This window comes from Pannonibacter sp. CBAS1226 (assembly GCF_055685825.1).
Genome location: NZ_JBVOUO010000004.1, coordinates 247,295 through 264,945 on the forward strand (window position 1 = coordinate 247,295; position 17,651 = coordinate 264,945).

The following is a 17,651-nucleotide window of genomic DNA, read 5'->3' on the forward strand; positions in this document are numbered from 1 at the left end:
CGCCCCTGCTCCTTATCCCGACAGCGTTTCTGGTTTACGAGAAGCTCTTGGCGAAAGCTTCGATCGCGGCACGAAGGCGCGCGGTCAGCTCATCGTCGAGGGCCTTCTTCTGCCAGATGGCGTCGAGGAGGTCCGCATGCTCACCACGCAGGGAGAGCAGCAGGCCAGCCTCGAACTCGCGAACGCGGTCCACCGGGATCTTGTCCAGGTAGCCGTTCACGCCGGCGTAGATGACCGCAACCTGCTCCTGCGTCTTCAGCGGCGAGAACTGCGGCTGCTTCAGCAGCTCGACCAGACGGGCACCACGGTTCAGCAGGCGCTGGGTGGTGGCGTCGAGGTCGGAGCCGAACTGGGCAAAGGCCGCCATTTCGCGGTACTGAGCCAGCTCGCCCTTGATCGGGCCTGCCACCTGCTTCATCGCCTTGATCTGGGCCGAGGAGCCGACGCGCGACACCGACAGACCCACGTTCACGGCCGGGCGGACGCCCTGGTAGAACAGGTCGGTTTCAAGGAAGATCTGACCGTCGGTGATCGAGATCACGTTGGTCGGAATGTAGGCCGACACGTCGTTTGCCTGGGTCTCGATGACCGGCAGCGCGGTGAGCGAACCGAGGCCGTTGTCCTCGTTCAGCTTGGCCGCACGCTCCAGCAGACGGGAGTGCAGGTAGAACACGTCGCCCGGGAAAGCTTCGCGCCCGGGCGGGCGGCGGAGCAGCAGGGACATCTGACGGTAAGCCACGGCCTGCTTGGACAGGTCGTCGTAACCGATCACGGCATGCATGCCGTTGTCACGGAAGTACTCGCCCATGGCGCAGCCAGCGAACGGAGCCAGGAACTGCAGGGGAGCAGCATCCGAAGCGGTCGCGGCGACGACGATGGAGTAGGCGAGAGCACCGCTGTCTTCCAGGGTCTTCACGAACTGGGCGACGGTGGAGCGCTTCTGGCCGACTGCGACATAGATGCAGTACAGCTTGTTGCTCTCGTCAGAGCCTTCATGAAGCGGCTTCTGGTTGAGGAAGGTGTCGAGGATGATCGCGGTCTTGCCGGTCTGGCGGTCACCGATGACGAGCTCGCGCTGGCCGCGGCCGATCGGGATCAGGGCGTCAATCGCCTTGAGACCGGTGGACATGGGCTCGTGCACGGACTTGCGCGGCAGAATGCCGGGAGCCTTGACGTCGACGCGGCGCATTTCGGCAGCTTCGATCGGGCCCTTGCCGTCCAGCGGGTTGCCCAGCGGATCGACAACGCGGCCGAGCAGGCCCTTGCCGACCGGGACTTCCACGATGGCGCCGGTACGCTTGACAGTGTCGCCTTCCTTGATGTCGCGGTCGGAACCGAAAATCACGACACCGACGTTGTCGGTTTCAAGGTTGAGCGCCATGCCCCGGATACCGCCCGGGAACTCGACCATTTCACCGGCCTGGACGTTGTCCAGACCGTAAACGCGCGCAATACCGTCACCGACGGAAAGCACTTGACCGACTTCGGACACTTCGGCTTCTTGGCCGAAACCCTTGATCTGGTCCTTGAGGATAGCGGAAATCTCCGCGGCCCGAATATCCATCAGCCGACCTCTTTCATTGCGAACTTGAGAGTATTGAGCTTGGTGCGCAGCGACGTGTCGATCATGCGGCTGCCGACCTTGACGACAAGGCCGCCAATGAGGGCAGGATCAACGCTCGCGGCGATCTTGACGGACTTGCCCGTGGAAGCAGAGAGCGCTTCCTTCAGGGCAGCGACATGCGCATCCGACAGGGGAGCAGCGGAAACGACTTCAGCAGTCGTCTCGCCACGCTTCTCGGCGAGAAGCGCCCGGAAGGCCTTGATCATGTCGGGAAGAACGAAGAGGCGGCGGTTCTTTGCAGCCAGCTTCACGAAATTCGCGGCAAGACCGGTGATACCGGCCTTGGCAAGCAGCGCGTCCAGAGCCGCAAGCTGCTCATCGGCGCTGAATACGGGGCTGCGCACCAGACGGACGAGATCCGCGCTTTCGGCAAGCATGCCTTCAAACGCATTGAGATCACGCTCGACGTCTGCGGTCACGCCGCCGTCCCCGGCAAGGTCCAGCAGGGCAGAAGCATAGCGCTTCGCGACGCCGGATACGAGAGATACGTTGTCAGTCACCAGGTCCGAGCTCTCTGACACATTTCTTGGCACCGGCAAGGGGAAACCCCGAGTCAATGCCTTGAAAATTATTGGTTTTTCAGGGTCATAAGGTTTGACGGCAGAACCGCACCCCCCAGGAGCCGCGCCTCGAATAACACAGCCCACCGAGGTGTGCAACTTTGCCAGTGGGCAGAAATGCTGCATTTTGGGCGGAATCTTGCCGCAACGCGCAACAGCGGTCACAAAAACTGCTGCGGGTCGATATCGATCTGCAGCCGCAACCCGCCGCGGGCGGGTGGAACAAGGCTCATCCAGTGCCGCAGATAGCTCTGAAGGTCCACCTGACGCGGCGCCATGGCGAGCAGGCGGAACCGGTGCCGGCCGCGCACCAGCGCCATCGCCGCCTCGGCCGGGCCCAGCACGGTGATGCCCTGATGCGGCGGGGCGGCGCGCAGCACGGCGCGGGCAAAGCCTTCCGCCTGCGCCTTTTCGGGGCCTGAGATGATCAGCGCCGCCAGCCGCCCGAACGGCGGCAGGCCGGTCACTCGGCGGGTCTCGATCTCGGCCTGGTAAAAGGCCTCTCGGTCGGCGGAAACCAGCGCTTTCAGCACCGGGTGATCGGGCGAATAGCTTTGCAGCAACCCGCGCCCGCCGCCGGTCATGCGCCCGGCCCGGCCCGTCACCTGCGCCAGAAGCTGGAAGGTGCGCTCGGCCGCGCGCGGGTCGCCATGGGCAAGGCCGAGATCCGCGTCGACCACGCCGACAAGCCGCATCAGCGGAAAGTTGTGGCCCTTGGCGACGAGCTGCGTGCCGATGATGATGTCGGCGCCGCCCTCCTCGACGATCTTCATCTCCCGCCGCAGCCGTTCAGGTCCGCCGCTGATATCCGACGAAAGGATGAGGGTGCGGGCCTGCGGAAAAAGCCCTTCCACCTCTTCGGCGATTCTCTCCACGCCGGGGCCGCAGGCGACCAGGGCATCCTGCGTGCCGCAGGCGGGGCAGGCGCGGGGCACGGGTTCCTGATGGCCGCAGTGGTGGCACACCAGCTTGCCCTTCATCCGGTGCTCCACCAGCCAGGCGCTGCAATGGCTGCACTGGAACCGGTGGCCGCAGGAACGGCAGAGCGTCAGCGGCGCATAGCCGCGCCGGTTGAGGAACAGGAGCGACTGGTGCTTTTCGGCAAAGGTCTGGCGGATGGCCTCGATCATGGCAGGTGCCAGCCAGCGGCCGCGCTCCGGCCCCTCGGTGCGCATGTCGATGAGCCCCAGTTCCGGCAGAGCGGCGCCCGTGGCGCGCTCCGGCAGAACATGGCGCACGTAACGGCCCGTATCCGCATTCACCCGGCTCTCGACCGACGGCGTTGCAGACGCCAGCACCACGGGAAAGCGCGCCAGATGCCCGCGCACCACGGCCATGTCGCGGGCGTTGTAGGACACCCGGTCATCCTGCTTGAAGGCGGTGTCGTGTTCTTCGTCGACGACAATGAGCCCCAGATTGGCAAAGGGCAGGAACAGCGCTGAGCGTGCACCCACCACCACGGGGATCTCCCCCTTCGCCACCCCGCGCCAGACGCGGGCGCGCTTCTTCGGGGTGATTTCCGAATGCCACTCGGCAGGCGGCACGCCGAAGCGCTGCTCGAAGCGGCGCAGGAACTGTTCCGTCAGGCCGATTTCCGGCACCAGAATCACCGCCTGCCGTCCGCGCCTTATGGCCTCCGCCACGGCCTCGAAATAGACCTCCGTCTTGCCCGAGCCGGTGACGCCATCAATCAGCGACACCACGCCGCCCTTGTCGAAGCTCTCCACCAGTGCGGATGACACGGCACTCTGGGCCGGTGTCAGCTGCGGCGGGGCAAAGGCCGGATCCGGCGGCAGGGGCAGGGGGCTGGCGGTCATCGCCACGGTTTCCAGCACGCCCTGCTGCAACAGTCCGTCGATGACGGAGGCGCTGACGCCCGCCGTTGAGGCGAGGCCCGGCTTCGTCCAGGCCATGCCGTCTTCCATCAGCGCCAGAACCTTGGCGCGGGCAGGCGTTGCCCGGTCCGGCGCCGCGCCCTCGACGCGGATGACGCCGGAAACGGGCGCCTCCGGCTCCAGCGCATCTTCCGAACGCAGCACCATGCGGGTCACCATGCCCGGCGCGGCCAGCGTCCAGTTGGCGACCCAGTCGATGAAGCGGCGCAGTTCATCGCCCAGCGGCGGGGCGTCATAGACATGGGTGATGGACTTGAGCTTGCGCGGATCGATGCCGGCCTCCGGCTCCACGTCCCAGACGACGCCCACCACCTCGCGCGGGCCCAGCGGCACACGCACGATGGCACCGGGCCGCACGCTCATCTCCGCCGGCACCTTGTAGGTATAGGGCGCAGGCACGGCGACCGGCACCAGCACGCTGACGATGGTTTCATGGTTGCGGGGCAGATCGTCAAACAGCATGGGTCCTCGCTTCGCGGAGGCTCATGCGTCCTGCGCCAGAAAACCGGGTCAAATGCTGAGGTGCGTACCGCAATCGCTTGTCACATTCCGAATCGGGGGTGTTGCTCGGCGCAATCCTACGCTAAAGAGGCAGGGACGGGACAGACGCGCGGCACCTCCATCGCACGCGTCTCAACTCATGCCTGATTGCCCCAGAGGGCAAGCCGGGCGCAAGGGGAGTGGATACTCGCATGAAATTCTTTGTCGATACCGCAGACACCGCCGAGATTGCCGAGCTGGAATCCACCGGCCTGCTCGATGGCGTCACCACCAATCCGTCGCTCGTGATGAAGGCCGGCCGCCCGATGAAGGAGGTCATTGCCGAGATCTGCAAGATCACCAAGGGCCCCGTGTCCGCCGAAGTGGCCGCCACCGGCTATGAAGGCATGATGCGCGAAGCCAAGGTGCTGGCCGCCATTGCCGGCAATGTCGTCATCAAGCTGCCGCTGACCATGGACGGCCTCAAGGCCTGCAAGGCGCTGACCTCTGCCGGTCACAAGACCAACGTCACCCTGTGCTTCTCCGCCACGCAGGCGCTGCTGGCTGCCAAGGCCGGTGCCACCTACATCTCGCCCTTCATCGGCCGTCTCGACGATATCAACATCGACGGCATGGAGCTGATCCGCGAGATCCGGGTGATCTACGACAACTACGGCTTCCAGACCGAAATCCTGGCCGCGTCGATCCGCACCATCAACCACGTCAAGGATTGCGCCATCGCCGGTGCCGACGTTGCCACCATTCCCCCGGCAACGCTCAAGGCGCTGGTCAAGCATCCGCTGACCGACAAGGGCCTCGAAACCTTCCTGGCCGACTGGGCCAAGACCGGCCAGTCGATCGCCTGATTGACCGGTTCACCGGGTTTCGAAGATGCACGGCGCCCCCAGTGGGCGCCGTTTGCTTTTTGGGGGCTATTCCGCGTCGGGCTGATTCTGCGGGGCGGCGGCGATGAAGGCGGGGAGCTCCATGGCGGCAGCGTGGATGCGGGAAATCACTGGATAGGGGATCATGTCCACGCCGAAGCGGCCATTGTTGGCCACTTGTGCCACAAGGCAGAGATCGGCCATGGTCACTGCGTCGCCGTGGCAGAAGCGGCCGGTTTCCGGGCTCTGCGCCAGCAGCGCCTCCAGCGGGCTGAAGGTCTCTGCCACCCATGTGCGGAACCAGTCCGCGACGGCCGCGTCATCGGCGCCGAAGCGGCTGCGCAGGGCGTTGAGGATGCGCAGGTTGTTCACCGGGTGGATGTCGCAGGCAATCATCTGCGACAGCATCCGCACCCGCGCCCGGCCCTTGGCATCCTCCGGCAGCAGCCGGGGCTCCGGCACCATCTCGTCCAGGAATTCGATGATGGCCAGCGACTGGCTCAGCACCGTGCCGTCGCTCCACTCCAGCGTGGGCACCAGCCCTTGCGGGTTGACGGCCAGGTATCCGGGCTCCCGGTGCTTGCCGAGGCGCAGGTGGTGAAACACCGGCTCATAGGCAATGCCCTTCATCGCCAGCGCAATGCGCACCCGGTATGACGTGGAACTGCGGAAATAGGTGTGAAGGACAACGCGGCCCATAAGCCCCTCCCAAGGCGGACTGGAAATGCAATTGATTGCAAATGCAACTATATGCCGTCAAGCGGGGAAGGGGGAGTTCAAGGGGGACACGAACGGACAGCCGCGAGCTCCCCTCAGAAGTGCCACCAGCCCCCTCTCCACGAGGGCTACCGGATTCACACATCGTGCTTGAAGCCGGAGACGGCTTGGGGAAAGCCCGCAGTCTGGTGATTCCGGCACGGCGTTTCAGCCCCCCTCCCCCTCGTGGGGAGGGGTAAGGGGTGGGGGGAAGGCCTTTCCGGCTGGTAGAGTATCCATTGATTACAGATAGATTCCCCTCGTAATGCCTCTTCAGGAAAATATCTGTCTTTCATATAGTTGCGGGCTCAGATCCCCCCACCCCTTACCCCTCCCCACGAGGGGGAGGGGAGCGGAGAGTCCTCGCCACAGATCAGATGCATCACTGCGGCCGGTGTCCGCAACGGATGTGTACATGCCGTAGCTCAAGGAAGGAGAGGGCGGCACAAGGAGGGTGCCATCTGCCCTCACAGCCCGTCGAACCAGGCCTTCCACTGCGGGGTAGCGCGGGCGAAGGTGCCGCGGTGGGTGGTGCCGCCGGTGGAGACGGCTTCCACAGCCGGGTTTCCGGCGCCGATGGCCTGCTGATAGGTCATGGCCATGCGGCCGATGCCCACGGCGATGGCTTCGTCCGTTTCGCCGTAATAGTTGCGCACCGGGGTCTTGTAGATCCAGCGGAAGACCTCGTTCTGCGCCGCAAGGCGGCCAAAGGCGGAGGCAGCGAAGAACTGGGTGTCGAAATACTCCGGCTTCAGCAGCTTGTGCAGGTCGCCCGGGATCGTGGACGGATCAATGGGCTCGCGCAGATAGGCCTTTTGCGCCACGTCATAATACTCTTCCGCGATCATCGAGCGGGCAAGGCCGGGCAGGCCGTAGTAGTGCTCGTAGGAGAAGGACGACAGGATGAACAGGCTGTTGACCCAATCCGCATCGAACTTGCGCGGGAAATTCAGGAAGCCGTTGAGGGCTGCAAAAATGTCGATGGGCGCGCTGGCGGTGGCGGCGGCCGTGACGGGCACACCGGCCTGTTCCAGCTTCTGCACCATGGCCATGGTGACATAGCCGCCCTGCGACCAGCCGGCGAGGAACAGCTTGCTGTCCTCCAGCTTCATGGCCTTGAGGACCGACTGGCTGGCGGTGAGCATGTCATAGGTGGCCTGCTGGTGGCTGGCCTTGACCATGTAGCCTTCCGTCTCCGGCGAATCGCCGAGGCCGAAATAGTCCGCACCGATGAGCAGATAGCCCTGCCCGGCGAACTGGGCGATCATCAGCTGGGTTTCCGGCGACTGATCCGGATAGGACGGCACCTGCTGCTTCAGGTAGACCGTGCCGTGCTGATAGGACACGAGAGGGAAGTTGCTGCCTTCAACGTCCGGAACGGCGAGCAGGCCGGTGGCAACGGTCGGCTTGTTGCCGCGCTCCGGGATCACGGACGGATAGGTGACGCGGTAGAGCTTCACCGCATTGCGGGCCGGGGTGTAGGTCTCGGTGATCCCGGCAAAGGCAGGCGTATCCTTGGTCAGGATTTCGTTCAGCTTGTCCACGTCCCAGCGGTCGAGATATTCGTAGGTCACGCCCTGTTCGACGGAGACAGGGCCGTTATCTACGGCGTGAGCTGCGGGCGCCACGACGAGAACGGCGGCGCAGAAGCTGGCGGCGGCCAGCAGATGACGGAAAATCGAAAGCTGCCCTTGCACGGAAGGTCCCCTTCATGGCTGCGGCGCACCCCGCGCCGGATGCCGTGTTTTACCGCAAGGGAAGCGAAAAAAGCGTTAGGACCGGAAAACCCCCTGATGTCAGGCGTGCTCCATCACCAGCAGCAGCACCGTTCCGGGCTCAAGGGCTTCGTAGAGATGGGCCGTATCGCCGGGATAGGTGTAGTAATCGCCGGGTGAGAGGTCTTCGGTTTCCGTCTCCGGGCCGACCCGGGCGCGGCCGGTTGCCACAATCACATGTTCTGTCGAACCGGCAATATGGGCGGGAGAGCGCCGCGCGCGTCCGGGCTCAAGATCCATGCGGTAGATGTCCCGTCTCGCGCCGGTGCTGCCGGTGGAAAGAAGCGTTGCGCGAACGGCGGCCTCCTCGGACAAGGTGTAAGGGCCTTCGCCCGCCCGCACCAGGCGGGTGCTGCGCTCCGGCCGGTCGACAAGGCGGCTGAAGGGGATGTTGAGCGCGACCGCCAGCATCCACAGCGTCTCGATGCCCGGATTGCCGTTGCCCGCCTCCAACTGGGACAGGGTGGACTTGGAAAGGCCCGCCCGCCGCGCCAATTCGCTGAGACTCAGTCCCGCCTTTTCCCGCTCGGTCTTGAGTGCGATGGAAATCCATTGCCGGAGGGCTTCGGCGGTGTCTGACATGCGGGGCCTTTGCGTCTTGTCGTCCGTTCTTAATGGCGAACGAATGTTCGTCTTGACGAACGATATGGCTTTGTCCATTTTATCGCACATGCGGACGATATTTCAAACACTCACGCGCCGGGACTGGATGGACGTGCTGCTGGTCTGCGGCGCCACCACCATTGCCGGTGTCTCCTTCGGGGCCATAGCCACGGGCGGCGGACTGCCGTTCTGGGTGCCGCTGGCCATGTCCACCATCGTCTTTGCCGGGGCCTCGCAATTTGCGGCCGTTGGCGTGGTGCTGGCGGGCGGCGGGCCGGTGGCTGCGGTTCTGGCGGGGCTGGTGCTCAACGCCCGGCATCTGCCCTTCGGCTTTTCGGTGGCAGGCCTGCTGCGTGGCGGGCTCTTGCAGAAACTGCTCGGATCGCACCTTCTGACCGACGAGGCGCTGGCCTTTTCGCTGAAGGACAACAATCCGGAGCGCGCCCGTGCGCTCTACTGGGCCTGCGCCATCGGCCTCTATGTGCTGTGGAACGTGGGGACATTCGCCGGGGCATTGCTCGGTCAGGCGGTGGGCGATGCCTCGGCGCTGGGCCTTGATGCGGCCTTCCCGGCTGTGCTGCTGGCGCTGGTTCTGCCGGCGCTGAAGGATGCCCGGCTGCGGCTTGCTGCGGGTCTGGGGGCGGCCATCGCCTTCGTGCTGACACCGGTGCTGCCCGCAGGTGTCCCGGTGCTGGCCGCACTCAGCGGGCTGGTGGTTTTCATCGTCTGGCCGCGTACGCCCGCACCAGCCCGTGAACTGTCAGCCCGAGAACTGTCAGGGCGTGAACTGGCAGGGGATTGCGCAAATGACTGAGAACCTGATGCCGCTTGCCGCCATTCTGGCGCTGGCGGCCGGCACCTTCGCCTTCCGCGCCACCGGCCCCTTGCTGCATGGGCGGCTGGTGCTGTCGGGCCGCATGCAGCAGCTGTTTCAGGCTGCGGCTGTCGTGATGCTGGTGTCGCTGATGGCCAGTTCCGCGCTACTGGATGGCGCAGCCTTCGCGGGCTGGGCAAGACCGGCAGGCGTTGCCGCCGGTCTCGGGCTTTATCTGCTGCGGGCGCCGTTCCCGGTCATCGTCATTGGCGCGGCTGCCGTGACAGCGGCGCTCAGGGCCTCCGGCATCGCCTGAGGCTGGATACCAAGGTTTTCGGTGCTGACGCATCACGCCTGGAAATTGCTCATGCGCCGCACGGGCTTGAACAACACTCAATGAGGCAAGCTCATCGAGTGTTGGTATGAGCCGCTTATCCGAAGAAATAGAGACCGGCAAAGCCGGCAAGGCCGACGCCAATGCGCCACCAGGCGAAGGGGGCGAAGCCGTGGCGGGAAACGAAGTCCAGCAGCCTGCGCACCACGAACACGGCCGCCACGAAGGACGTGACAAAACCGATGGCGATGATCGTGGCGTCGTCCATGGAGAGAACATCGCGGTTCTTGTAGAGGTCATAGGCAAAGGCGCCTGCCATGGTCGGCATGGCCAGGAAGAACGAGAATTCCGCCGCAGAGCGCTTGTCCGTGCCCATCAGCAGCGAACCGGCGATGGTCGAGCCGGAGCGCGACACGCCCGGCACCATGGCAAGGCACTGGACGAAGCCGATGGCAAGGCACAGGTGCAGGGGGAAATCCATGGCGTTGTGATAGCGCGGCTTCAGCGGCAGCCGGTCGATCACCAGAAGTGCAACACCGCCCAGCAGCAGGGTGGTGCAGATCAGGGCCGGTGATTCAAACAGCACCGACTTGATGAAGCCATGCGCCAGCACGCCGATGACGGCCGCCGGCAGGAAGGCAAGCAGGATGCCCGCGACAAAGCGCTGGGCGCGCCGGTCATGCGGCAGGGCAGTGGCGATGGACCACAGCCGGCTGAAATAGACGCTGAGGATGGCGAGGATCGCGCCCAGCTGGATCAGCACCTCGAAGGTCTTGCCCGTGCTTTCGAAGCCGAGGAAATGGCCGAGTAGCAGGATGTGGCCGGTGGAGGAGACCGGAATGAACTCGGTCAGACCCTCGACAATGCCCAGAATGAAGGCGCTGATGATCGTATCGCTTGTCATCGGAAATGAACTCCTGAAAAGAGCTGTTGAGAGGCTATTGAATCCCGCTGCGGGGCATGATCTATGCGGGCGCGCTGGCTCGCGGGAAAAGAGGGCGGCAGCAACAGGATGCTAACCATATCCTATTAGGGTTGTGACGGGCGCTTGGGGGGCACCCGGCGCTGAAGGTCCAAATCACTGAATGCTCACGCTTTATCATCATCCGTTCTCGCCGTCTTCCCGTTTTGTGCGTCTCATCCTCGGGGAGTACGGCGCAAATTACGAGATGCACACCATCAATCCCTGGGAACGGCGCCGGGAATTCCTGATGCTCAATCCGGCCGGAACCGTGCCGGTTCTGATCGAGAACGGCGGCACGCCGGTCTGCGGTCCCTATGCCATCATGGAATATCTCGATGAAACGCGCGGCTATGCGATGGGCGACCGGCGGCTGATGCCGGACCATCCTGAACTGCGGGCAGAGACCCGCCGTCTGGTGGAATGGGGCCTGCGCAAGTTCGATGACGAGGTCGCCGGCCATTTCGTGCGCGAGCGCATCTACAAGCAGGACATGCCCCGCTCTGTCGGCGGCGGCGAGCCTGATTCGGCCATTCTGCGCGTGGCGCGTGCCAATATTCACCATCACATGCGCTATTTCGGCTATCTTGCGGCCTCGCGCAAATGGCTGGGCGGCGACCGGCTGAGCTTTGCGGATTTCGCGCTCGCCGCCGAACTGTCCTGCGCCGATTATCTGGGCGAAGTGCCATGGGACACCGAGGAGAACGTCAAGGCCTGGTATGCGCGGGTGAAATCGCGCCCGAGCTTCCGTCCGCTCCTGAGCGAAAAGATGCTCGGCATGCCGCCGTCGATGACCTACGCGGATCTGGACTTCTGACGCAGAGCCGCAACAGCCCTGCCGTGCCCTCAAACCCGGTGCTTTCGGCAAAGGCTCTGGACCGCCTTTGCCGCCAGCTCAGGGACAAGGCCGCCCAGCTGGGCTTTGATGATCTCGCCATCACCCGGCCCGATGCCATTCCGCTAGCGCCGCAGCGGCTGGCGCAGTTTCTCGCCGATGGCCATCACGGTTCCATGGGCTGGATGGAGGAAACGGCGGACCGGCGCGCCAGCCCCGGCGTGCTGTGGCCGGACGTGCGCTCGGTCATCATGCTGGCCATGAATTATGGCCCTGCCGGGGATGCGCTGGAGAACCTTGCCCATCCGGACCGGGGCAACATTTCCGTCTACGCCCGCCACCGGGATTATCACGATGTCATCAAGGGCAAGCTGAAGGAGCTGGCGAGTTTTCTCGTCTCGCGTGCGGGCGGCGGTGATGTGAAGGTCTTCGTCGATACGGCGCCGGTGATGGAAAAGCCGCTGGCACAGGCTGCAGGCCTTGGCTGGCAGGGCAAGCACACCAATCTGGTGTCACGGCGGCTCGGCTCCTGGTTCTTTCTCGCCAGCATCTTCACCACGCTGGATCTTGCTGCCGCAGAGGCGGAGCGCGACCATTGCGGCTCCTGCCGGGCCTGCCTGTCCGCCTGTCCGACAGACGCCTTCCCGCAGCCCTACCGGCTCGATGCCCGCCGTTGCATTTCCTACCTGACCATCGAGCACGCCGGACCGATTCCGGACGAGTTCCGCGTGGCCCTGGGCAACCGCATCTATGGCTGCGATGACTGCCTTGCCGCCTGCCCCTGGAACAAGTTCGCCGTGGAGGCCCGCGAAGCCAAGCTGCAGGCGCGGGAAGATCTGGAGGCGCCGCCGCTGGCCACGCTCTTGAGGCTGGATGATCCGGCCTTCCGCCAGCTCTTTTCCGGTTCGCCGGTGAAGCGCATCGGCCGGGACCGCTTCATCCGCAACTGCCTGATCGCGGCAGGAAACAGTGCCGATGCCGGTCATGTGCCACAGGCCGTGGCGCTGCTGGACGATGATGCGGCTGTCGTGCGCGGTGCCGCCGTCTGGGCCCTGTCCCGCCTGCTTGCGCCGGAGGCTTTTGCAGCATTGGCAGAAGGCCGGCTCACCCCGGAAGCAGACGCAGATGTACGCCGTGAATGGCTGGCGGCAAAAGCCAGGGCGGCATCAGAGACAAGGTAAAGCCGGAGCCTGCCGCACACCGGGCGTCGTCCCGGACGCAGCGGAGCGGAGATCCGGGACCCACTCGCTTGCAGAGCGGTGAGGTTGAAGCGCGGCGCAGAGGCTTGCTCCGGGCGGGTGCCTGCCGCAAGACTGTGGAAACAAGCATCTCTCTGCGAACGAGTAGGCCCCGGCTCGCGCTGCGCTTGGTCGGGGTGACTCAGTGCCTGTTACAAGGCGCAGTGCCTCGTGGTGGGGCTATCCGCAAAGGCCAAGGCGGCATCAGAGACGAGGTAAAGCCGGAGCGGTGCCGCAGGCCCGGACATCATGAATGCGCCCTGGAGCAGGATCAAAGCCCCGGCACCAGCCTTGCGAAGGCCTCGACCACCTGCTGATAGACATGCCGCTTGAAGGGGACGATCAACTCCGGAAGCCTTGCTGCCTCCTCCCAGCGCCAGCCGTCGAACTCCTGCGAATGGCCTTTGGGCGGAGTGAGGATGTCGATCTCGCTGTCCTCGCCTTCAAAGCGCAGGGCATACCATTTCTGCGCCTGTCCCCGGTATCTGCCATGCCGGGTGCTGGCGAGCATTTCGGGCGGATAGTCGTAGGTGAACCAGCCGGGGGCTTCGGCAATCAGCGATGCGGAGCGGACGGAGGTTTCCTCATAGAGTTCGCGGAAGGCTGCGGTCAGCGGATCTTCACCCGCATCGATGCCGCCCTGCGGCATCTGCCAGGCGTATTCTTCCTCGATCTTGCGCCCCTTGTGGGCAGCCTTGGGATCGAACCGGTGACCGGCCCAGACACGGCCTTCCCGGTTGACGAGCATGATGCCCACACAGGGGCGGTAGGGCAGCTGGCCGGGTGCACCCGCACCCGGAAAATCATGCAAGGCCTTGCTCACGTCTTACTCCACATCCCGTCAGCCCGGTCAGACTATCACAAAACCGCAGGCTGCCATCCGCTGAAACACGGGCGGCCTCTCCGGTATCAGCCTTGCGGTGCTCTGTCGATGGTGGCGCTGACGGGAACCAGCTGCAGGCCGCGCCGTTCCAGATCCGCGGCCCATTCCTGCAGCGTCTTGATGGTAACGGGCAGGGCCGTGCCCGATGCAACGGCAACGCCGCGGGCCCGCGCCAGAGCCTCCAGCTGCAGAAGCTGGCCGTTGATATCTTCTGCCCGCGGGACGGCATCCAGCACCACATCGACCCGGCTGAAGGGTGTGCGGGCCGCAGAGGCGGCCGCCGGTGCGACCGTGCGGGAGGAGGATCCGTCATCCACATACATCAGGCCCCGCTGGGTGACCTGTTCCAGCAGCAGCTGCATGGAAGGCTCGGCTGCGGTGAAACGGCCGCCTTGCGTGTTGATCACGCCGGCATAGTTGGTGGTCCGCGACAGAAGCCAGCTCAGCCGGTCCAAAAACTCGGGGCTGCGCAGGCTCACCAGCAGCGTATGCGGGCCGGGATCATTGTCCGGATAATCGAACGGCTCCAGCGGCAGCTGCATCAAAAGCTCATGGCCTGCCGCCCGCGCCTGTTTCATCCAGCGGTCGGGTGTGGCGGCATAGGGCGCGATGGCCAGCGTGACTTCCGGCGGCAGGCTCTTCAGCGCATTCTGGCTGCCCGCTTCCGACAGGCCGATCCCGCCGATGACAACGGCAATGCGTGGTGCGGACAGAAGATCACCTGACAGCGGCCTTGCATAAAGATCCAGCGGCCGGATGCCATCACCGCCAACCTTGGGCAAATAGCCATATTCGACACGCTCTGTGACCCGCTGATCGGGCGTCACCGACAGGCCTTCGCCGATGCGGCTCGGCTGGTTGGCCTCATCGTCAAAGCGGGGCCCCAGGGTGGCGTGCTGCTTGCCTGCCCGGCCATCTTCGTCGGAACTGAGATCCTGCTGCACGCTCAAGGCTGCGATGTCACGGGCGGCCAGGCCCTCGACCGTGCGTTCCAGCGGCACCACGGCGGTGGGCTCACCGCCGAGCGGATCATCGACGACGCCCATCCACAGCAGGCCGGTGGTGATGACCACCGTCATCAGTCCCATACCGATCAGGCCGAACGGCAAACGGATCAGTTTCCGCTTGCCCATGCCCAAAGGCGCTGTGAGGTCCTTCGCCGCCATGACGCTCCAAATATCCTTGCGCCGCCTTCCGGGTGACGGAACGCGGCGCCTGCCTGCTGGTTCAGATGCTGCTCAACTCCGGCAGGCCTACAAGCGACGAAGGGCCTGCCGGAGAGTGATTTTGCGGACGTCTCCGGTCAGTTCGGAACAGCCGCCTTCTGCTGGTCAGCCGACGGCGGGAAGGCGCTGTTGGCCTGTACGCCGCGCAGAAGATCCAGTGCAAGGTTCAGCTGCTTGTCGTCCTTCGGGTCGGCCGGCACATAAGCCTGGCTGCCGGACTCTTCCTTCTGCTCGGCGTCTTCCTGATTGCCGGCCGAAAGATGCCCGCGCAGGCCTGCCTCGCCGGTGGTTTCAGCGCGGCCCTGCATGTCTTCCGGCAGGTCCTGCAGGGCAATGATATCCGGCTGGATACCCTTGGCCTGGATCGAGGTGCCCGACGGGGTGTAGTAGCGTGCCGTGGTCAGCCGGATCGCCCCATTGGCGCCCAGAGGAATGATGGTCTGCACGGAGCCCTTGCCGAAGGACCGGCTGCCCAGAACGGTTGCGCGGCGGTGGTCCTGCAGGGCGCCAGCCACGATTTCCGAAGCCGAGGCCGAACCGCCATTCACCAGCACGATGACCGGCTTGCCGCGGGTCAGATCACCGGCGCGGGCGTTGTAGCGCTGGGTCTCCTCGGCGTTGCGGCCGCGCGTCGAGACGATCTCGCCCCGGTCAAGGAAGGCGTCGGAGACGGCAATGGCCTGATCCAGAAGCCCGCCCGGGTTGTTGCGCAGGTCAAGCACATAGCCCTTCAGCTTGTCGCCACCGATCTTGGTGGAGATTTCGTCGATGGCCTTCTGCAGCCCGTCATAGGTCTGCTCGTTGAACTGGGTGACGCGGATATAGCCGACGTCGCCTTCTTCACGCCAGCGGACGGAGCGGATGCGGATGGTGTCGCGGGTCAGGGTCACGTCAAAGGGTTCGGCACGGCCGTCCCGGCGGATGGTGACCTTGATCTGGGTCTTGACCGGGCCGCGCATCTTCTCGACCGCCTGGTTCAGGGTCAGGCCCTGCACCTGCTCGCCATCAATCTGCACGATGAAATCGCCGGCCATGAGGCCCGCCTTGGCGGCCGGGGTGTCATCGATCGGCGAGACGACCTTGACGAGGCCGTCTTCCATCGTCACCTCGATGCCGAGGCCGCCGAACTCGCCGCGGGTCTGCACCTGCATGTCGCGGAAAGCCTTCGGCGGCATGTAGCTGGAATGCGGGTCCAGCGAGGTCAGCATGCCGTTGATGGCAGATTCGATCAGCTCAGCGTCGTCCGGCACCTCGACATAGTCCGAGCGGACACGCTCGAACACGTCACCAAACAGGTTCAGCTGGCGGTAGGTATCCGAAGCTGCTGCGTTGGCTGCGCCGCTCAGACGAATGGGCAGGTTTGAAAAGGTTGTGACCGCCACAGCGCCGATCAGTGCGCCGGTGAACAGCAGAGAAGCTTTCCGTATCATCCGCGAGCCTTTTCTTCCTCTGTGCTGGCCCACCAGGGGGTGGGGTCAATCGCACTGCCATCTTTTCTGAATTCAACATATAGGACCGGGCTGGTCGATCCCAAGCCATAGGTCGAAGCACTCGCCCATTGGGTGGAGCCCATCACACCGACGGGCTCTCCGGCAAGAACAAACTGCCCCAGTTCGACATCAATCCTGTCCATTCCGGCAAGCAGCACATGATAACCGTCGCCGGCGTTCAGGATCAAGAGTTGGCCGAAGGACCGGAAGGGGCCGGAATAGACCACCCAGCCGTCGCCGGGGGCGGTCACCTGCGCGCCCGGACGGGTGGAGAAGGTCTGGCCTTCCGTCTGCCCGCCATAGTCGTCGCTCTGGCCGTAGTCCTTCAGCATGCCGCCTGCAACCGGCCGTGCCAGCAGGCCTTTTGTCTCTGCAAAGGCGACCGCCGGGCTGAGCCGGCCCGGATCGGGGGGCGCCGTGCGGGAGGGCGCGCGGCCGCTCTGGCGCAGGGCCGTGGCAGCCGCTGCCGCCTCCGCAGCCTTGCGGGCGCTCTCGATTTCCGTCTCCAGCGAGGCGATCAATTCCTTGAGAGATCCAGCCTGCGCTGCAAGGTCCTCTGCCTTCTGCCGCTCTGCGGCCAGTTCCCCGGCCGATCTTTCCCGCTCCTGCCGCTTGGCGGCCATCAGCAGTTCCAGACGTGATTTTTCCTCTGCAAGCCGGGTGGCATCGGCCCGCAGCTTGTCCTTCTCGGCCACAATGCCGGACTTGAGGCGGTTCAATTCCTCAAGATCGGAGGCAAGCGCTTCTGCCTCGATGCGCAGGCCCGGCATCACCGCGTTCAGCAGGATGGCGCTGCGCACCGCTGACAGGGCGTCGCTCGGCTGCACCACCAGCGCAGGCGGCGGACGCCGCCCGATCCGCTGCAGCGAAGCGAGGATTTCGGCCAGCGTGTCCCGGCGCTGCCACAGGGAGGCGCGCACGGTATCTTCATTGGCCGTCAGCCGCTCCAGCCGGCGTTCGGTATCGGCAATGTTGCCTTCCAGTCCCTTGATCCGTCCGGCCGTGCTCAGGATCGAATTGGTCAGGGATTCGCTATCCCGGTCGAGCGAGGCAATTTCCTGCTCGATTTCCTGCTGGCGCCCGGAGGACAGCTCGATGTCCCGCGACAGGGCCGCCAGTTCCGCTTCGCGCTCCAGCTTGCGCTTCAGCACCTCTGCCGCATGGCCGGACACGCCAGCCTCCACGGCCGGGACGGCCTGAGCCGCGGCGGGCTGCGGAAGAGCCGAAATGAGCGCAAGCAGACCCGCCAGCGCCAGAGGGCGCCGCGACTGCAAAGCTCTGCTGCTTCCCGCC

Annotated in this window: 16 protein-coding genes; 5 read left to right on the forward strand and 11 right to left on the reverse strand. The window is 64.8% G+C overall.

Going from position 1 to position 17,651, the window contains the following annotated elements; all coding sequences use genetic code 11:
- Positions 1–34: 34 nt before the first annotated feature.
- The 3 genes from atpA to AC0CMF_RS13775 all read right to left on the reverse strand — a co-directional run bounded on the left by atpA (position 35) and on the right by AC0CMF_RS13775 (position 4,541).
- Complete coding sequence (atpA, locus tag AC0CMF_RS13765) at positions 35–1,564, reverse strand: F0F1 ATP synthase subunit alpha (protein ID WP_050473348.1); 1,530 nt, start codon at positions 1,562–1,564, stop codon at positions 35–37.
- Positions 1,564–2,124: a F0F1 ATP synthase subunit delta gene (locus AC0CMF_RS13770; RefSeq protein ID WP_050473643.1), complete on the reverse strand. Its 561-nt coding sequence runs from the start codon at positions 2,122–2,124 to the stop codon at positions 1,564–1,566. The genes atpA and AC0CMF_RS13770 overlap by 1 nt, the downstream gene beginning before the upstream one ends.
- Before the next feature lie 221 nt (positions 2,125–2,345).
- On the reverse strand, positions 2,346–4,541 hold the full coding sequence (locus AC0CMF_RS13775; RefSeq protein WP_374629249.1) for a primosomal protein N': 2,196 nt from the start codon (positions 4,539–4,541) through the stop codon (positions 2,346–2,348).
- A 230-nt stretch (positions 4,542–4,771) separates the two neighbouring features.
- Here AC0CMF_RS13775 and fsa point away from each other — a divergent pair, with 230 nt between their 5' ends.
- A complete protein-coding gene (gene fsa / locus AC0CMF_RS13780) occupies positions 4,772–5,425 on the forward strand; it encodes a fructose-6-phosphate aldolase (RefSeq protein WP_374629248.1) in 654 nt (217 codons plus the stop codon).
- 66 nt (positions 5,426–5,491) lie between these two features.
- Here fsa and maiA read toward each other — a convergent pair whose 3' ends face one another.
- The 3 genes from maiA to AC0CMF_RS13795 all read right to left on the reverse strand — a co-directional run bounded on the left by maiA (position 5,492) and on the right by AC0CMF_RS13795 (position 8,556).
- The gene (maiA, locus tag AC0CMF_RS13785; RefSeq protein ID WP_374629247.1) at positions 5,492–6,142 is read right to left on the reverse strand and encodes a maleylacetoacetate isomerase; all 651 of its coding nucleotides are present in this window, start codon (positions 6,140–6,142) and stop codon (positions 5,492–5,494) included.
- 524 nt (positions 6,143–6,666) lie between these two features.
- Positions 6,667–7,896: an alpha/beta hydrolase family protein gene (locus AC0CMF_RS13790; protein WP_374629246.1), complete on the reverse strand. Its 1,230-nt coding sequence runs from the start codon at positions 7,894–7,896 to the stop codon at positions 6,667–6,669.
- A 99-nt stretch (positions 7,897–7,995) separates the two neighbouring features.
- Complete coding sequence (locus tag AC0CMF_RS13795) at positions 7,996–8,556, reverse strand: helix-turn-helix domain-containing protein (RefSeq protein ID WP_374629245.1); 561 nt, start codon at positions 8,554–8,556, stop codon at positions 7,996–7,998.
- 88 nt (positions 8,557–8,644) lie between these two features.
- On the opposite strand from AC0CMF_RS13795, the gene AC0CMF_RS13800 reads away from it, so the two are divergent.
- The gene (locus AC0CMF_RS13800; protein WP_472481972.1) at positions 8,645–9,391 is read left to right on the forward strand and encodes an AzlC family ABC transporter permease; all 747 of its coding nucleotides are present in this window, start codon (positions 8,645–8,647) and stop codon (positions 9,389–9,391) included.
- A complete protein-coding gene (locus tag AC0CMF_RS13805) occupies positions 9,384–9,707 on the forward strand; it encodes an AzlD domain-containing protein (protein ID WP_374629241.1) in 324 nt (107 codons plus the stop codon). Before AC0CMF_RS13800 ends, AC0CMF_RS13805 begins: the two co-directional genes overlap by 8 nt.
- A gap of 115 nt (positions 9,708–9,822) precedes the next feature.
- Here AC0CMF_RS13805 and AC0CMF_RS13810 read toward each other — a convergent pair whose 3' ends face one another.
- Complete coding sequence (locus AC0CMF_RS13810; RefSeq protein WP_374629239.1) at positions 9,823–10,629, reverse strand: undecaprenyl-diphosphate phosphatase; 807 nt, start codon at positions 10,627–10,629, stop codon at positions 9,823–9,825.
- A gap of 181 nt (positions 10,630–10,810) precedes the next feature.
- Between AC0CMF_RS13810 and AC0CMF_RS13815 the strand changes: the two genes are divergently transcribed.
- Together AC0CMF_RS13815 and queG are read left to right on the forward strand one after the other, a co-directional pair.
- Positions 10,811–11,503 (forward strand): glutathione S-transferase family protein, encoded by a 693-nt coding sequence (locus tag AC0CMF_RS13815; RefSeq protein WP_019963659.1) that lies wholly within the window; start codon positions 10,811–10,813, stop codon positions 11,501–11,503.
- A gap of 23 nt (positions 11,504–11,526) precedes the next feature.
- A complete protein-coding gene (gene queG / locus AC0CMF_RS13820; RefSeq protein ID WP_374629237.1) occupies positions 11,527–12,702 on the forward strand; it encodes a tRNA epoxyqueuosine(34) reductase QueG in 1,176 nt (391 codons plus the stop codon).
- A 328-nt stretch (positions 12,703–13,030) separates the two neighbouring features.
- Here the strand turns inward: queG and AC0CMF_RS13825 are convergent, their stop codons facing one another.
- The 4 genes from AC0CMF_RS13825 to AC0CMF_RS13840 form a co-directional block, all read right to left on the reverse strand.
- Complete coding sequence (locus AC0CMF_RS13825; protein WP_374629236.1) at positions 13,031–13,582, reverse strand: RNA pyrophosphohydrolase; 552 nt, start codon at positions 13,580–13,582, stop codon at positions 13,031–13,033.
- Positions 13,583–13,668: 86 nt separating this feature from the next.
- Positions 13,669–14,808: a divergent polysaccharide deacetylase family protein gene (locus AC0CMF_RS13830; protein ID WP_082205973.1), complete on the reverse strand. Its 1,140-nt coding sequence runs from the start codon at positions 14,806–14,808 to the stop codon at positions 13,669–13,671.
- A 137-nt stretch (positions 14,809–14,945) separates the two neighbouring features.
- Positions 14,946–16,298 carry a S41 family peptidase gene (locus AC0CMF_RS13835; RefSeq protein WP_050473337.1) on the reverse strand — a complete coding sequence of 451 codons (1,353 nt, stop codon included), beginning with the start codon at positions 16,296–16,298 and terminating at the stop codon, positions 14,946–14,948.
- Positions 16,295–17,599 carry a murein hydrolase activator EnvC family protein gene (locus tag AC0CMF_RS13840; RefSeq protein ID WP_082676130.1) on the reverse strand — a complete coding sequence of 435 codons (1,305 nt, stop codon included), beginning with the start codon at positions 17,597–17,599 and terminating at the stop codon, positions 16,295–16,297. The genes AC0CMF_RS13835 and AC0CMF_RS13840 overlap by 4 nt, the downstream gene beginning before the upstream one ends.
- Between the last annotated feature and the right edge of the window lie 52 nt (positions 17,600–17,651).

Excerpts from the sequence above, each read along its gene's own strand:
- atpA (WP_050473348.1), bottom strand. The coding sequence starts at position 1,564 with ATGGATATTCGGGCCGCGGAGATTTCCGCTATCCTCAAGGACCAGATC.
- AC0CMF_RS13775 (WP_374629249.1), bottom strand. The coding sequence starts at position 4,541 with ATGCTGTTTGACGATCTGCCCCGCAACCATGAAACCATCGTCAGCGTG.
- fsa (WP_374629248.1), top strand. The coding sequence starts at position 4,772 with ATGAAATTCTTTGTCGATACCGCAGACACCGCCGAGATTGCCGAGCTG.
- maiA (WP_374629247.1), bottom strand. The coding sequence starts at position 6,142 with ATGGGCCGCGTTGTCCTTCACACCTATTTCCGCAGTTCCACGTCATAC.
- AC0CMF_RS13795 (WP_374629245.1), bottom strand. The coding sequence starts at position 8,556 with ATGTCAGACACCGCCGAAGCCCTCCGGCAATGGATTTCCATCGCACTC.
- AC0CMF_RS13800 (WP_472481972.1), top strand. The coding sequence starts at position 8,645 with ATGCGGACGATATTTCAAACACTCACGCGCCGGGACTGGATGGACGTG.
- AC0CMF_RS13805 (WP_374629241.1), top strand. The coding sequence starts at position 9,384 with ATGACTGAGAACCTGATGCCGCTTGCCGCCATTCTGGCGCTGGCGGCC.
- AC0CMF_RS13810 (WP_374629239.1), bottom strand. The coding sequence starts at position 10,629 with ATGACAAGCGATACGATCATCAGCGCCTTCATTCTGGGCATTGTCGAG.
- AC0CMF_RS13815 (WP_019963659.1), top strand. The coding sequence starts at position 10,811 with ATGCTCACGCTTTATCATCATCCGTTCTCGCCGTCTTCCCGTTTTGTG.
- AC0CMF_RS13830 (WP_082205973.1), bottom strand. The coding sequence starts at position 14,808 with ATGGCGGCGAAGGACCTCACAGCGCCTTTGGGCATGGGCAAGCGGAAA.
- AC0CMF_RS13835 (WP_050473337.1), bottom strand. The coding sequence starts at position 16,298 with ATGATACGGAAAGCTTCTCTGCTGTTCACCGGCGCACTGATCGGCGCT.